This window comes from Mesorhizobium sp. B1-1-1 (assembly GCF_006442955.1).
Classification (GTDB): Bacteria; Pseudomonadota; Alphaproteobacteria; order Rhizobiales; family Rhizobiaceae; genus Mesorhizobium.
On record NZ_VFWW01000004.1, the window covers coordinates 427,823 to 441,524 of the forward strand.

General features: G+C 65.4%; 13 protein-coding genes and 1 tRNA gene. 6 read left to right on the forward strand and 8 right to left on the reverse strand.

Translation table 11 applies throughout. The annotated features are described in order from the left end of the window. Positions 1–25 precede the first annotated feature (25 nt). Genes FJ986_RS10305 through FJ986_RS10315 form a run of 3 tightly spaced genes read left to right on the forward strand, consistent with a single transcriptional unit; the run spans position 26 to position 3,682 of the window. Positions 26–292, forward strand: coding sequence for a sarcosine oxidase subunit delta family protein (locus FJ986_RS10305; RefSeq protein ID WP_140564976.1), 267 nt, complete (start codon positions 26–28; stop codon positions 290–292). Next, complete coding sequence (locus tag FJ986_RS10310) at positions 289–3,171, forward strand: sarcosine oxidase subunit alpha family protein (protein WP_140674201.1); 2,883 nt, start codon at positions 289–291, stop codon at positions 3,169–3,171. The genes FJ986_RS10305 and FJ986_RS10310 overlap by 4 nt, the downstream gene beginning before the upstream one ends. After that, positions 3,164–3,682: a hypothetical protein gene (locus FJ986_RS10315; RefSeq protein ID WP_140674203.1), complete on the forward strand. Its 519-nt coding sequence runs from the start codon at positions 3,164–3,166 to the stop codon at positions 3,680–3,682. Before FJ986_RS10310 ends, FJ986_RS10315 begins: the two co-directional genes overlap by 8 nt. On the opposite strand, the gene FJ986_RS10320 is transcribed toward FJ986_RS10315, so the two are convergent. The 4 genes from FJ986_RS10320 to FJ986_RS10330 all read right to left on the reverse strand — a co-directional run bounded on the left by FJ986_RS10320 (position 3,672) and on the right by FJ986_RS10330 (position 5,045). After that, positions 3,672–4,157: a hypothetical protein gene (locus FJ986_RS10320; protein ID WP_140556904.1), complete on the reverse strand. Its 486-nt coding sequence runs from the start codon at positions 4,155–4,157 to the stop codon at positions 3,672–3,674. The genes FJ986_RS10315 and FJ986_RS10320 overlap by 11 nt on opposite strands. A gap of 37 nt (positions 4,158–4,194) precedes the next feature. Further along, positions 4,195–4,350: a hypothetical protein gene (locus FJ986_RS30450; RefSeq protein WP_181168359.1), complete on the reverse strand. Its 156-nt coding sequence runs from the start codon at positions 4,348–4,350 to the stop codon at positions 4,195–4,197. A 56-nt stretch (positions 4,351–4,406) separates the two neighbouring features. Beyond that, positions 4,407–4,482 (reverse strand) — tRNA-Ala (locus FJ986_RS10325). A gap of 173 nt (positions 4,483–4,655) precedes the next feature. Beyond that, positions 4,656–5,045, reverse strand: a complete 390-nt coding sequence (locus FJ986_RS10330) for a TIGR02300 family protein (RefSeq protein ID WP_140674205.1) — start codon at positions 5,043–5,045, stop codon at positions 4,656–4,658. A gap of 207 nt (positions 5,046–5,252) precedes the next feature. Between FJ986_RS10330 and aroA the strand changes: the two genes are divergently transcribed. The 3 genes from aroA (at position 5,253) to rpsA (ending at position 9,426) form a co-directional block, all read left to right on the forward strand. Continuing rightward, positions 5,253–6,611: a 3-phosphoshikimate 1-carboxyvinyltransferase gene (gene aroA, locus FJ986_RS10335; RefSeq protein ID WP_140580572.1), complete on the forward strand. Its 1,359-nt coding sequence runs from the start codon at positions 5,253–5,255 to the stop codon at positions 6,609–6,611. A 263-nt stretch (positions 6,612–6,874) separates the two neighbouring features. After that, positions 6,875–7,525, forward strand: coding sequence for a (d)CMP kinase (cmk, locus tag FJ986_RS10345; RefSeq protein WP_140497244.1), 651 nt, complete (start codon positions 6,875–6,877; stop codon positions 7,523–7,525). A 203-nt stretch (positions 7,526–7,728) separates the two neighbouring features. Continuing rightward, the gene (rpsA, locus tag FJ986_RS10350) at positions 7,729–9,426 is read left to right on the forward strand and encodes a 30S ribosomal protein S1 (RefSeq protein WP_140497246.1); all 1,698 of its coding nucleotides are present in this window, start codon (positions 7,729–7,731) and stop codon (positions 9,424–9,426) included. A 111-nt stretch (positions 9,427–9,537) separates the two neighbouring features. Here the strand turns inward: rpsA and FJ986_RS10355 are convergent, their stop codons facing one another. The 4 genes from FJ986_RS10355 to FJ986_RS10370 form a co-directional block, all read right to left on the reverse strand. After that, a complete protein-coding gene (locus tag FJ986_RS10355) occupies positions 9,538–10,245 on the reverse strand; it encodes an SDR family NAD(P)-dependent oxidoreductase (protein WP_140512879.1) in 708 nt (235 codons plus the stop codon). Positions 10,246–10,457: 212 nt separating this feature from the next. Further along, positions 10,458–12,038 carry a 5-guanidino-2-oxopentanoate decarboxylase gene (locus tag FJ986_RS10360; RefSeq protein WP_140674207.1) on the reverse strand — a complete coding sequence of 527 codons (1,581 nt, stop codon included), beginning with the start codon at positions 12,036–12,038 and terminating at the stop codon, positions 10,458–10,460. Beyond that, entirely contained in the window at positions 12,038–12,709 is a 672-nt protein-coding gene (locus FJ986_RS10365; protein WP_140497252.1) for a TetR family transcriptional regulator C-terminal domain-containing protein, read from the reverse strand. The genes FJ986_RS10360 and FJ986_RS10365 overlap by 1 nt, the downstream gene beginning before the upstream one ends. Next, positions 12,679–13,551, reverse strand: coding sequence for a dimethylarginine dimethylaminohydrolase family protein (locus tag FJ986_RS10370; protein WP_140559773.1), 873 nt, complete (start codon positions 13,549–13,551; stop codon positions 12,679–12,681). The genes FJ986_RS10365 and FJ986_RS10370 overlap by 31 nt, the downstream gene beginning before the upstream one ends. Positions 13,552–13,702 lie beyond the last annotated feature (151 nt).

The following is a 13,702-nucleotide window of genomic DNA, read 5'->3' on the forward strand; positions in this document are numbered from 1 at the left end:
ATAAAGACGAAGACTGAGGTTTGCCATGCAGCTTTTCCCTTGCCCGTTCTGCGGCCCGCGCGACGAGACCGAATTCCACTATGGCGGCGATGCCGGCAATGTCAGGCCTGATGGCGCCGAGGTGCCGATCGAGCATTGGGCCAACTATCTCTATCTGCGCTCCAACCCAAAAGGCGCGGCGCGCGAGATATGGGTGCATATGAACTGCGGCGAATTCTTCGTCATGGAGCGGGACACCGTTACGCACAAGGTGCTGTCTTCGGCTGCCCTGGGCTGGGAGCACGCGGCGTGACCGCCTCGCGCCTTAGCACGGGTGGCAGCGCCATCGACCGCTCGCGCCCGATCCGCTTCAGCTTCGACGGCGCCACCGTGCAGGGATTCACAGGCGACACCATCGCCTCCGCGCTGCTGGCCGCCGATGTCGCGGTCGTCGGCCGCAGCTTCAAATACCACCGGCCGCGCGGCATCTGGGGCGCGGGCGTCGAAGAGCCGAACGCGCTGGTGGATATCAGCGGCCCGCAGACGACGCCGAACACGCGCGCGACGACCGAGCCGGCGCGCGACGGGCTGGTCGCCAAAAGCGTCAACGCGACACCCAATGCGCTGGCCGACCGCAACGCCTTCCTCGACCGCTTTTCCCGCTTCATTCCGGCCGCCTTCTACTACAAGACCTTCATGTGGCCGGACTGGCACATGTTCGAGCCACGCATTCGCGCCATGGCGGGACTGGGTCAGGTAGACAAGGACTGGACGTCGCCCGGCCCGGCCGACCAGATCAACCACCATTGCGACGTGCTGGTGATCGGCGCCGGACCGGCCGGGCTGGCAGCGGCAAGGCTGGCGGCCGGCGCAGGCCGGTCCGTCATGCTGGTCGACGACCAGCAAAAGCCCGGCGGATCGCTCGGTCACCGAGTTGGCGAGATCGACGGCAAACCGGCCGCCATCTGGGTCGAGGAGACGGTTGCGGGGCTTTCCGCCGGCGGTCACCTGGTCCTGCCTTCGACCACCGCTTTCGGTATCTACGACCATAATCTGGTCGGGCTTAACCAGCGGCATTTCGACGGCCGGCCGGACACGCTGTGGCGGGTCAGGCCGCGCCGGATCGTGCTGGCGACGGGCGCCATCGAGCGGCCCCTGCCATTCGCCAACAATGACCTGCCGGGCATTCTCTCGGCGGACGCAGCGCTCAGCTATCTCAGGCGCCATGCGGTGCTGGCCGGCCGCCATATCATCGTCGCCGCAAACAATGACAGCGCCTATGAAGTGGCGGAGGCGGCCGCCGAGGCCGGCGCCGACGTCACGCTTGTCGACATCAGGCGCGACGGTATGCCCGCCGCGCCCGCCAAGGTGCGGATGCTCAAGGGCCGCGCGCTCACCGCCGCGGCCGGCAAGCTGCGCGTCGAGGGTGTGATGCTGGACGACGGCACCAGGCTCGACGCCGATTGCGTGCTGGTGTCGGGCGGCTGGACGCCGACCATCCATCTCTTCGGCCAGGCCAAGGGCAAGCTCGCCTGGAGCGAGGCGCACGCGGCCTTCCTGCCGGGCGATCCGGTCGAGGGCGTGGCGGTGGCCGGAGCTGCCGCCGGCGCGGTTTCGTTGTCGGAGGTATTCGCCGGCTCGCAGAAAGCCGTTGCGTCGCTCGGTTCGACGAAGGCAGCAGTGCCGCGCAGCAGCGGAACGGAGGCGACCAGCGGGATAGTAGCGGCATGGCCAACGCCGGGTTCGAAGGGACGCATCTGGATCGATTACCAGAACGACGTAACGGTGAAGGATATAGAGCTGGCGGCGCGCGAAAATTTCGTCTCGGTCGAACATCTGAAGCGCTACACGACGCTCGGCATGGCGACCGACCAGGGCAAGACCTCCAACCTGCCGGGCCTGGCGCTGATGGCCGGGATCACCGGCCGCACGGTGCCGGAAGTCGGCACCACGACCTATCGTCCGCCGTTCACGCCGGTTCCGCTGGCGAGCTTCGCCGGCGCGCGCGGCGGCGAACTGATGGCGCCGGTTCGGCGGCTGCCGCTGGAGAGCGTGCATCGTGCCAGCGGCGCCGTGTTCCAGGAGTATGGCGGCTGGCTGCGCCCGGCCCACTACGGCGGCGGCGGCGATACGGATCGCTCGATCCAGGACGAGGCGCGCCGCGCCCGCCAGTCCGTCGCATTGTTCGATGGCTCGACGCTGGGCAAGATCGAGGTGATCGGACCCAAGGCGGCCGCGTTCATCGATTTCGTCTATTACAACACGATGTCGACCCTGAAGCCGGGCCGCTGCCGCTACGGCTTCATGTTGTCCGAGAATGGCGTGGTCTTCGATGACGGCGTGCTGGTGCGGCTGGACGAGCATCGCTTCGTCGTGTCGTGCTCGTCCTCGCACGTGGCCGCCGTGCATGCGCGGCTGGAGGAGTGGCGCCAGGACCGGTTCGGGCGCGGCGCGGTCTACATCCACAACGCCACCCCGGAAATGGCAACCCTGACCGTTTCGGGACCGAACGCCCGGAAACTGCTCGAGACGGTTGATCTCGGCCTTTCGCTCGACGATGGCGAGCTGCCGCACATGGCGGTTGGCGTCGGCAGCTATGCCGGCGACGAGCTGCGCATCACCCGCGTCAGCTTCACCGGCGACAGAAGCTATGAGATCTCCATCCGGGCCGATCGCGCGGAGTCCTTGTGGGCGGGCCTGCGCGACGCCGGGCAAGCGTTCGATGCGGTCGTCATCGGCCTCGAGGCGCTGATGATCCTGCGCGCCGAGAAAGGCTTCATCGTGATCGGCAAGGACACCGACGGCACCACGCTGCCGCACGACCTCGGCGTCGAGGGCCCGCGGGCAAAGCGCCAGACCGAATTCGTCGGCCGCCGCTCGCTGTTCACCGAAGAGGCTTCGCGCGGCGACCGCATGCAGCTGGTCGGGCTGACGGTGCCGTCCGGCGAAGCGCCGCTGCCAACCGGTGCGCATGGCATCAAGCGTAGCGGCGGCAAGCTGCGCAGCCAGGGCTTTGTCACATCGAGCTACCGGAGCCCTACGCTTGGCCGGCCGGTTGCGCTCGGCCTGATCGAGCGCGGTGCGGCCCGCCACGGCGAAATGATCGAAATCCAACATCTCGGCAAGGCGATGACGGCGACGATCGCCGCTCCTTGCGCCTTCGACCCGGCAGGAGACCGGCTCAATGCGTGATCTCGCCCAAAAATGGCCGGTAGCGCCGGACTGGCAGTCGGCAACCATCGGTGCACCGGGTCTGGAGGCGCGCACGATCCCGGGCCTTCACCAATTGCTGGTCAGCGGCGATCTCGACGCCTGGGCGCGGATATCCGGCATGGATGGCAACGGCGTGGGCGCCTTTGGCAGCGCGCAAGGTGACCGCTATGCGGCGCGTCTGGCGCGCGACCGCCTGCTCGTCGTGTCGAGCACACCGCTCGCCATCGCCGCGGGTTGGCACGCGGAAGGTTTCGCGGTGACGGCGATCAGCGCTGGACTTCATGTGTTCGAGGTCAAAGGCTCGGCCATCGACGCTTTCATCGCGCGCGGATCAACGCTTGACCCAAAGCAGGAAAGCGCCAGTGCCGCACTTTCCTTCGCCGGCGTCAGTGCTATCGTCTACCGCCACCGGGACAGACTGCGCATCCATATCGATCGCGGCCTGGCATCCTATCTCTGGACGTGGATCGAAACGGCTCTCAGAGCGTGAACGACCAGAACAGGCAGGCCAGCGTGGCCGCCGCGAAGACAACGAAAAACAGACTGCGCAAGAGCACGTTGCGGCGAAGCTCGTTCATGACGAAGTGGCAACCGACGATAGCCGCCGCAAACAGGAACCGCCAGTTCAGCAGCGCCCATAGGGCGTCGCGCTGGCCGAATGCCCATCTGGCGACGAGACAGCCTACGATGGAGGCAAGGAGCACGATCACGGTCCAGAAGATGGCATCGGCTGCATGGGTGAGCACGATGCCGGCGGCTCTGATCGGCAGGATCATCATCAGCAGCGCGCTGAAGAAATAGACGGCGGCGAGTGGTATGAACATCCCGGCATCGGCAATGCCGTCGAGGCGCCTGACGCCGATCGCACCGTAGGGGTAGCCGTGCCTGGCCACCACCAGGCTCAAGGCCATGAGCAGCGCTGTCAGCACCGCGACCAGGGCGAAGGACGTGAGGGCTTTGCTCATGACGGTCCCGTTCAAAGCGAATCAAACAGGAACCGTTTTAGTCAATGGCCGCATATTGCGTAAGCACCGGCGCGCCCGACGGCAGCGAAATCGGCAGGCAGCCCAGCATCAGTGGAGCGGGCGGCCAGAACGAAACCGCCGCGTCGACCGCCTGAGCGGCGCGCTTCAGGCTGCGGCGGGCGGCGATGTCCAACAATTCCGAAGCTGAATCCGGTTTCTACAACCCCGAAATTTGGAAAAGTGACTGTTTGGTGGAGCCAATCGGAATCGAACCGACGACCTCTTGAATGCCATTCAAGCGCTCTCCCAACTGAGCTATGGCCCCACTTCCGGCAGTCAACCGGCGCCGTTTCCGGCGAAGAGATCCGGCGCGGGTTGGAGACCGCGCCGTTAGTGCAGGCGGCTTCTAACCCCGCCCTTCGTCAATATCAAGCCTTCATCAGCGGCTTTTTCTTCACAAGCTGCGAAAGCCGGCAAACGCTTGCGTTCCCGGCCTTGTCAGACCTCGTCGTCGTCGTCGCCGACGCCGATCATGTCGGCGACATCGTCGTCCTCTTCCTCTTCGTCGGCGAGGAACGTATCGTCCTCGTCGTCGCCCAGGTCGACATCATCCTCGTCGTCGCCGAGATCGGGCAGATCGTCGCCCTTGACGTCTTCGTCAGCCTCTTCGAGCGAGACGACTTCAACGCCCTCCTCGTCCTCGGCGTCCACTTCCTTCTCGGCCACTTCCTCTTCCTCCTCGAGGGCGGTGATCTTGCCTTCCTCGAAATAGGAACGCGGATAGGTCTTGCCGGTATAGGGCGAGACGATCGGGTCCTTGTTCAGGTCGTAGAATTTTCGACCCGTTTCAGGGTCGATACGCTTTGTGCCAAGTTCGGTTTTTGCCACGGCAAGCCTCGTCGATAAAAGAGTGGTCCCCTTAACCACTGTTTGCAGCGCTGTCAAAGCCAAAAGCCGGCGTCACAAAACCATGCGTTGGAAGGCCTAGCGTCAAGTGACGACCATGGGGGATGACCATTTCGGCCCACCGTGATACGAGACCGCCGCAACAAATGAAAAGCGCCGGCCCGCCGGCATTCCGTCCAGGGAAATTCCATGTCTCACGCCGCCGCTTCCAAGCCGGCCACCGCCCGCAAATGTCAAGCGCTTTCCGGTACGGCGCGCGTGCCGGGCGACAAGTCGATCTCGCACCGCTCCTTCATGTTCGGCGGGCTCGCCTCCGGCGAGACCCGCATCACCGGCCTGCTCGAAGGCGAGGACGTGATGCGCACCGGTGCCGCCATGAAGGCGATGGGCGCGCATATCGAGAAGCGCGGCGACGAATGGGTGATCCGCGGCACCGGCAACGGCGCGCTGCTGCAGCCGGAAGGGCCGCTCGACTTCGGCAATGCCGGTACCGGCTCGCGGCTGACCATGGGGCTGGTCGGCACCTATGACATGGAAACGACCTTCATCGGCGATGCTTCCTTGTCAGGCCGGCCGATGGGCCGCGTGCTGGAGCCGCTGCGCCAGATGGGCGTGCAGGTGCTGAAGGCAACGCCCGGCGACCGCATGCCGATCACGCTGCATGGGCCAAAGCATGCCGCCCCGATCACCTATCGCGTGCCGATGGCCTCCGCGCAGGTGAAATCGGCGGTGCTTCTCGCCGGCCTCAACACGCCGGGCATCACCACCGTCATCGAGCCTGTCATGACGCGCGACCACACCGAAAAGATGCTGAAAGGCTTTGGCGCCAATTTGTCGGTCGAGACCGACGAGCGCGGCGTGCGCCATATCTTCATCGAGGGCCAGGGCAAGCTCACCGGCCAGACGATCGCCGTGCCGGGCGACCCATCCTCGGCCGGCTTCCCGCTGGTGGCCGCGCTGATCGTGCCGGGTTCCGACATCGTGATCGAAAACGTGCTGATGAACCCGACCCGCACCGGGCTGCTTTTGACTTTGCAGGAGATGGGCGGCCAGATCGAGATCTTGAACCCGCGCAATGCCGGCGGTGAGGATGTCGCGGACCTGCGCGTGCGTTATTCCGAACTCAAGGGCGTCACCGTGCCGGCCGAACGGGCGCCGTCGATGATCGACGAATATCCGGTGCTGGCGGTTGCCGCCAGCTTCGCCGAGGGCGAGACGCTGATGCAGGGGCTGGAGGAACTCAGGGTAAAGGAATCCGACCGGCTGTCGGCGGTCGCCAATGGGCTCAAGCTCAACGGCGTCGACTGCACAGAGGGTGAGGCATCGCTCGCGGTGCGCGGAAAGCCCGGCGGCAAGGGGCTCGGCGGCCATCCCAATGGCCCGGACACGACCGTGCAGACGCATCTCGACCACCGCATCGCCATGAGCTTCCTGATCATGGGGCTGGCTACCGAGAAGCCGGTGACCATCGACGACGCCAACATGATCGCGACAAGTTTCCCGGAGTTCATGAGTCTGATGACGGGGCTTGGGGCGGAGATCGGGTGAGAGTTGATGGGTTGGGGCCAAACTGAAATGCCGGCAGGACAGCGCCCCCCTCTGTCCTGCCGGACATCTCCCCCACGAGGGGGGAGATCAGCCGTCACAGCGGCCTTCGCAAATCGCCCGCGTTGCAGAAGTGAGCGAGGCATCGGAACTGCCAATCTCCCCCCTTGTGGGGGAGATGTCCGGCAGGACAGAGGGGGGCGCGACGGATCGCAAGCTCTCTCCGGACCGCTACGCTGTTCGGTTTCAGGTATGCTGGCCTGCCAATGACACACGTCTTCACCATCGCCATCGACGGTCCGGCCGGAGCCGGCAAGGGCACGCTTGCCCGGCGTCTCGCCGACCACTACAGGCTGAACCTGCTCGACACCGGCCTCACCTACCGTGCGGTGGCCCATGCGCTGCTGCGGCTCGGTCTGCCGCTCGACAACGTCTCGGCGGCCGAAACGGCAGCACGTCAGGTCGACCTGGCGAAGCTCGACCGGGCCGTGCTGTCGGCGCATGCGGTTGGCGAAGCGGCCTCGAAGGTCGCGGTGTTTCCAACGGTGCGGCGCATCCTGGTGGAGAAACAGCGCGAGTTTGCCAAATCTCCCCCAGGCGCCGTGCTCGACGGTCGCGACATCGGCACCGTGGTGTGCCCCGATGCCGACATCAAACTCTATGTGACCGCGAGCGCCGAGGTACGGGCAAGGCGCCGGCTGGCGGAGATCGAGAGCATCGGCGGCACGGCTGATTTCACCGAAATCCTCGCCGATATCCGGCGCCGCGACGAGCGCGACATGGGCCGCGCCGACTCGCCCTTGAAGCCTGCCCCCGACGCGCACTTGCTTGATACCAGCGAAATGGCTATAGAAGCCGCGTTTCTCGCGGCCAGAGCTGTCATCGACGACGTGCTGTCCAAGGGAAACAAGGCCTGATCCGGGTTTTCCCTCGAGTTTCCGTTGCTGGAGGCGAAGGAAATACCCATATCGGGCACGAACCAGCCTGCCAGCATTCTTCATGCGCCGGACTTGCCGCCTTAAGCGGCCAAGGGCTCTTTGCCCGGAACGCCGGCAGGCCAACGCAACGCTAACCCACGGCGCACGCCCCGCTAAAGATGCGGGGTATTCCAGGAGAAACAATGTCTGTAGCAAATCCCTCTCGCGACGATTTCGCGAGCATGCTCGAAGAATCATTCACCGCCGGCCATTCCGGCGAGGGCCAGGTTGTCCGGGGCACGATCACCGCGATCGAAAAGGACATGGCCATCATCGACGTCGGCCTCAAGGTCGAAGGCCGCGTGCCGCTGAAGGAATTCGGCGCCAAGGGCAAGGAATCCACCCTCAAGGTCGGCGACACGGTCGAAGTCTATGTCGAGCGCATCGAGAACGCGCTTGGCGAAGCCATGCTGTCGCGCGAGAAGGCTCGCCGCGAAGAGAGCTGGGTGCGTCTCGAAGAGAAGTTCACCAAGGGTGAGCGCGTCGAAGGCGTCATCTTCAACCAGGTCAAGGGCGGCTTCACCGTCGACCTCGACGGCGCCGTGGCGTTCCTGCCGCGCAGCCAGGTCGACATCCGCCCGATCCGCGACGTCTCGCCGCTGATGCACAACCCGCAGCCTTTCGAGATACTCAAGATGGATCGCCGCCGCGGCAACATCGTGGTGTCGCGCCGCACCGTGCTCGAGGAGAGCCGCGCCGAACAGCGTTCGGAAATCGTGCAGAACCTCGAAGAGGGACAGGTGGTCGAAGGCGTGGTCAAGAACATCACCGACTACGGTGCGTTCGTCGACCTCGGCGGCATCGACGGCCTGCTGCATGTCACCGACATGGCATGGCGCCGCGTCAACCATCCGACCGAGATCCTCAACATCGGCCAGACGGTCAAGGTGCAGATCATCCGCATCAACCAGGAAACGCACCGTATCTCGCTCGGCATGAAGCAGCTCGAGAGCGATCCTTGGTCGGAGATCGGCACCAAGTTCCCGATCGGCAAGAAGATCAAGGGCACCGTCACCAACATCACCGACTACGGCGCGTTCGTCGAGCTGGAGCCGGGCATCGAAGGCCTCATCCACGTTTCGGAAATGTCGTGGACCAAGAAGAACGTGCATCCCGGCAAGATCCTGTCGACGACGCAGGAAGTCGATGTCGTGGTGCTCGAAGTCGATCCGGCCAAGCGCCGCATCTCGCTAGGTCTCAAGCAGACGCTGGAGAACCCGTGGGAGGCTTTCGCTCGCAGCCATCCGGTCGGCAGCCAGGTCGAGGGCGAGGTCAAGAACAAGACCGAGTTCGGCCTGTTCATCGGCCTGGAAGGCGACGTGGACGGCATGGTCCACCTTTCAGACCTCGACTGGACCCGTCCGGGCGAGCAGGTGATCGAGGAGTACAATCGCGGCGACATGGTCAAGGCGCAGGTGCTCGACGTCGACATCGAGAAGGAGCGCATCTCGCTCGGCATCAAGCAGCTGGCCCGCGACACGGTTGGCGAAGCGGCGACGTCAGGCGAACTGCGCAAGAACGCCGTCGTCACCTGTGAGGTCATCGGCGTCAAGGATGGCGGTCTGGAAGTGCGGCTGGTGGAAAGCGGCATCGAGACCTTCATCAAGCGCTCCGACCTTTCCCGCGACCGCGACGAGCAGCGCCCCGAGCGCTTCACCGTCGGCCAGAAGGTCGACGCCCGCGTCATCGCCTTCGACAAGAAGACCCGCAAGCTGCAGGTCTCGATCAAGGCGCTGGAAATCGCCGAGGAGAAGGAAGCGGTCGCCCAGTACGGCTCGACCGACTCCGGCGCCTCGCTGGGCGACATCCTGGGCGCCGCGCTGAAGAAGCAGGGCAGCTAATCGCCCTTTCGCACAGGCCCGAAACAAAACCCCGCCGGAGCGATCCGGCGGGGTTTTTCTTTGTCGGAAACTCGGACGCAGCCCGAGGATCGTCGGAATCAACTATGCGCCTTATGCGCGACCGTAGAGCGGCACCAGCGTGCCGCTCATCGCCTGGTTGGCGGGCGAGGCAAGGTAGGCGATGGCCTCGGCCGCCGCTTCGAGGCTGACCCATTTGCTGAAATCGGCATCCGGCATGTCGGCACGGTTGGCCGGCGTGTCGAGCGTCGAGGGGGCCACCGCATTGACCAGGATGCCCTGGTGCTTCAGCTCTTCCGCCATGGCCACCGTCATCGCCGCGACCGCTGCTTTGGAGGCGGCATAGGCGACCATGCCCGAGCCGCGGCGCGGATCAAGCCCGGCGCGTGCCGTGACATTGACGACGCGGCCGGCGGTGCCCGCCGCCAGCATGGAGCGCACCGCCGCACGGCTGCACAGGAACGCGGTGCGGGCATTGGTATCCATCATCTCGGCAAAGGAGGCGGATTCGATCTTCTCCACCGGCGCCATGGCAAAGCCGCCTGCCAGATGGATCGATCCCCACAAGGCGGGAACCTGGGCATAGAAGGCTTCGACCTTGGCGGAGTCGGAGAGGTCGACATTGTGCGCCAGCCTGACGTTCTCGTGCGTGGTGAAAGGGAAATGCGAAGGTGCCGCGGCATGGGCGTTCGGCACATGGCAGACCGCGCCCTCGCCCAGCAGCTTGCCGACGACCGCGCCGCCGAGCGCACCGGTTCCACCGGTCACAACGATATGCCTGCCCTGAAGTGTTTCCGTCATCCTGGACCGCTCCTGTCTTTTTTTGATTATGTCGCTTGTTTCGCCGCGCTGACGCGAAGCGTCGCGCCTTTCGTGCGATCACTCAATTGATATCTCGACATGGCAGCCGTCGCGTCTTTGCATGTGTCGGGCAGCGGCGATTGTTGCCGCGCAAAAGCCAAGCCGGCGAATGACCACGATGCAGGTAGGAAAATCGACGCCGGCGTGAAGCTTCAATCGACCGTGATTTCGATGACGCGCGGCAACCCCGTTGCCCGGGCCCGCTTCAGCGCGAGTGGCAAGGCGCCGGTATCGGCGATCCGTTCGGCGCCGATGCCATAGGCCTCGGCCAGTTTGCAGAAATCCGGCGGTGCCGGGGACACGCCGACGGGTTCCACGCCGACGTCGAGCATCGACGTCTCGATCTCGCGATAGCCCCTGTTATTCCAGACGACGAAGATAACGGGTGCCGCGGCATCAAGCGCCGCGCCGAGCTCGGGTAAGGTGAACTGGAAGCCACCGTCGCCGGTGAGGCAGACGATCGGCGCGTCGGGCATGGCGAGCGCCGCGCCCACCGCCGCCGGCGGGCCGTAGCCCAGCGCGCCGAAGCCGGTGGCGGCGTTGAACCAGCCGCCCGGCCGGTCGTGATCGTAGTAGAGGTTGGCGGCGTAGACGGGCTGGGTGGAGTCGCCGACGATGATCGCGCCCGGCAGGGCGTCGCGGATGGCTTCCACCGCATGGACCTGCGCCGCATGGACGGGAGTCAGTTCGGCGCGAGCCGCCTTTCGCGCCGCCGCGGCGCGGTTCTTCCCGTCCTGCCTGCCCGCGTCGACCGAGCCGAGCGCGGCAAGCAAGGCTTCGATCGCCTCGGCGCAGTCGGCCTGGATGGCCACCGTCGCCGGACGGCGCGCCAGCTGATCGGCGCCGATGTCGATGCGGATCAGATTGGCCGGCAGGACAAATCCGCCATCGCCATAGCCGTCATAATCGGTCGGGCCGAACTCGGTGCCGGCGGCAATGACCAGATCGGCCTCGCCCATCAGCGCGCGGATGGCTTTCAGGCTGGGACTGGCCGGTACGCAGAGCGGATGGCGGTGGAGCAGGCCGCGCGCATTGGTCGTCTCGACGACCGGCGCGCCCAGCCTTTCGGCCAGGCGCCGCAGCGCATCCTCGGCGCGCCTGGCGCCGCCGCCGGCCAGAATGAGCGGGTGCCGAGCCGCCGCACAAAGGCTGGCCGCCGCGGCGATGGCCGTCGCCCCGGCAGCCGGTGGCGCGGCATTGCTCAGCACCGCCGCGATCCCATCGGCAGGCTTGACCATGACGTCGGTCGGAATCTCGACATGCACCGGGCCCGGCCGCGACGAGGAAAACAGCGCGAAGGCACGGGCGAGCGCGCCGGGCAGTTCGCCGGCCTCGGTGATGCGTTGCGAAAACAGCGCCACCTTTTCCATCATGCCGCGCTGGTCCGGCAGCTCGTGCAGGAAGCCCAGGCCCTTGCCAAGCGTCGGCGTGGCGTTGACGCCCGAGATTACCAGCATCGGCACCGAATCGGCGCGCGCCTGTGCCATGGCGGTGATGGTGTTGGTCAGACCCGGGCCGGTGATGACGAAGGCGACGCCCGGCCGGCCGCCGGCGCGCGCATAGCCGTCGGCCATGAAGCCCGCGCCCTGCTCGTGGCGCGGCGTGACATGGCGGATCCTCGAACGCGCCAACCCGCGATAAAGCTCGACCGTGTGGACGCCGGGAATACCGAACACGGTGTCGACGCCATGCGCCTCGAGCAGTGAAATCAACGCTTCGCCAATGGTGGTCATTAGTGTTCTCCCCTTTCCGGCTCGAGGCCGAGCTCGGCTTCGACAGCCTTGATCCCAATCGCCGCCAATTCGCCGGGCGAGAACATCTCGCCGGCCAGGCAGCCTTCGATCCAGAGTCCGTCGATGATCGCGTTGATCGCGATGGCATGGTGGCGCAACTGGCTTGCGTCCGGCTTGCACTGTTCGGCGGCGAGCACTTCGGCCACAACCGCCTCCACCTCGTTGCGAAAGCCGAGATAGCCTTCGCGGTGGGCACGGGCCAGGGTCGGATCCGCACCGGCGCGGCCGATGAAGGTTGCCCAGAGCGAAAAAACCCGCGCGTCGATGATCGGCGCGTTGAGGTTGGCGGTGACGAAAGCCGCAAGGCGTTGCCGCGGCGAGGCATCTTCCATGACCAATGCTGCTTTCGCCTGCTCGGTCATGCGCCCGACCAGTGCCGTATAGGCCTCCTGCAGCAGTTCTTCCTTGCCGGGGAAATAGTGCCGGATCAGCCCCGCGGTGACGCCGGCACGCAATGCGATGGTGCGCAAGGTGGCGCCCTGCAGCCCATGTTCGGCCACGCTGTCCAGAGTCGCCTCGATCAGATCCTGCCGCCGCCGCTCCTCGCCCTCGCGACGAAACTTGCGGCGGGATGGCGCATTCATTGGCGCAGGATCGGCCGCGTCAGGCATGTCGGCCCACCTTCGCAGGCGATGCAGAGCGCATCCGCCTCGAAGACTTCAACCATGCAGCCCGCGGCCTCCATCGCGGCCTTGGTCTTGGGAAAGCCTGCAACGGCAATGACGTTGAGCGGGCTAGTCGGCAGTACGTTAAGGCTGAGGCCGTTGGAAGCAGCGAACTCCTCGGCATCGCCTTCGACCAGCCGGATGCCGCGTGCCTTCAGCATTTGATAGAACGGGGCCGGCAAAAGCGGCGAATAAACCAGCGCGAGGTCGTCGGCCAACGGGCTGATCACCGACATCAGGTGCAGGCACGCCTCTTCGCCCTGCCACAGCGGCAGATCAAAGCCGTAGACGGAAACGCCCAGCGGCGTCAGCAGGTTGGAAACCTGCTGGATGCCTTCCTGGTTGGAGCGGACACCGCGCCCGATCGCCAGCGTGCGGGCGTCCACCCAGACACAATCACCGCCTTCGACCTGACCAGGAGCCTCGACGCGGCCGAGGATCGGAATGCCCAGCCTTGTGTAGGTTTCCTCATGCAGCGAGGGCTCCCTGGCGCGTAGTGGCTTACCCATGGACAGGATCAGCGCGCCGCGACCGGTCATCAGCGATGGGTCGTGCGTGAACACCGAATCCGAAAGTCCGTCGGCCTTGTCTTCGATCCATTCGATTTCAGCGCCGGAAGCCGCTACCAACTCAGCAAGGGCCGCGTGCTGCGAGGCAGCTTTCGCCGGATTGAACCCCGGGCCATAGTGCCAGGCAGATCTGTCGGCATCGCGCATGGCGTTGGCCGCCGACCGCATCAGCACGCGCCGCAGCGTCGCCGCCATGGACTGTGATCCGAAAGCGCTCATCGGTGCCCTTTTTAGCTGAAAAAAATCGAGAAAATTTCATGAAAGGCTATTTATACACTTGCACAACAAGGCCGCAAGTGCCGTAATGAGCGGGATTGACGGGCTCGCGCTGTTGGGTCCATGCTGAAGTCTGGAGCGGGGCAGTACAGCG

Coding starts and splice junctions, on each gene's coding strand:
- FJ986_RS10370 (WP_140559773.1), bottom strand. CDS start 13,551: ATGAGCGCTTTCGGATCACAGTCCATGGCGGCGACGCTGCGGCGCGTG.
- rpsA (WP_140497246.1), top strand. CDS start 7,729: ATGTCTGTAGCAAATCCCTCTCGCGACGATTTCGCGAGCATGCTCGAA.
- aroA (WP_140580572.1), top strand. CDS start 5,253: ATGTCTCACGCCGCCGCTTCCAAGCCGGCCACCGCCCGCAAATGTCAA.
- FJ986_RS10355 (WP_140512879.1), bottom strand. CDS start 10,245: ATGACGGAAACACTTCAGGGCAGGCATATCGTTGTGACCGGTGGAACC.
- FJ986_RS10360 (WP_140674207.1), bottom strand. CDS start 12,038: ATGACCACCATTGGCGAAGCGTTGATTTCACTGCTCGAGGCGCATGGC.
- cmk (WP_140497244.1), top strand. CDS start 6,875: ATGACACACGTCTTCACCATCGCCATCGACGGTCCGGCCGGAGCCGGC.
- FJ986_RS10320 (WP_140556904.1), bottom strand. CDS start 4,157: ATGAGCAAAGCCCTCACGTCCTTCGCCCTGGTCGCGGTGCTGACAGCG.
- FJ986_RS10315 (WP_140674203.1), top strand. CDS start 3,164: ATGCGTGATCTCGCCCAAAAATGGCCGGTAGCGCCGGACTGGCAGTCG.
- FJ986_RS10305 (WP_140564976.1), top strand. CDS start 26: ATGCAGCTTTTCCCTTGCCCGTTCTGCGGCCCGCGCGACGAGACCGAA.
- FJ986_RS10365 (WP_140497252.1), bottom strand. CDS start 12,709: ATGCCTGACGCGGCCGATCCTGCGCCAATGAATGCGCCATCCCGCCGC.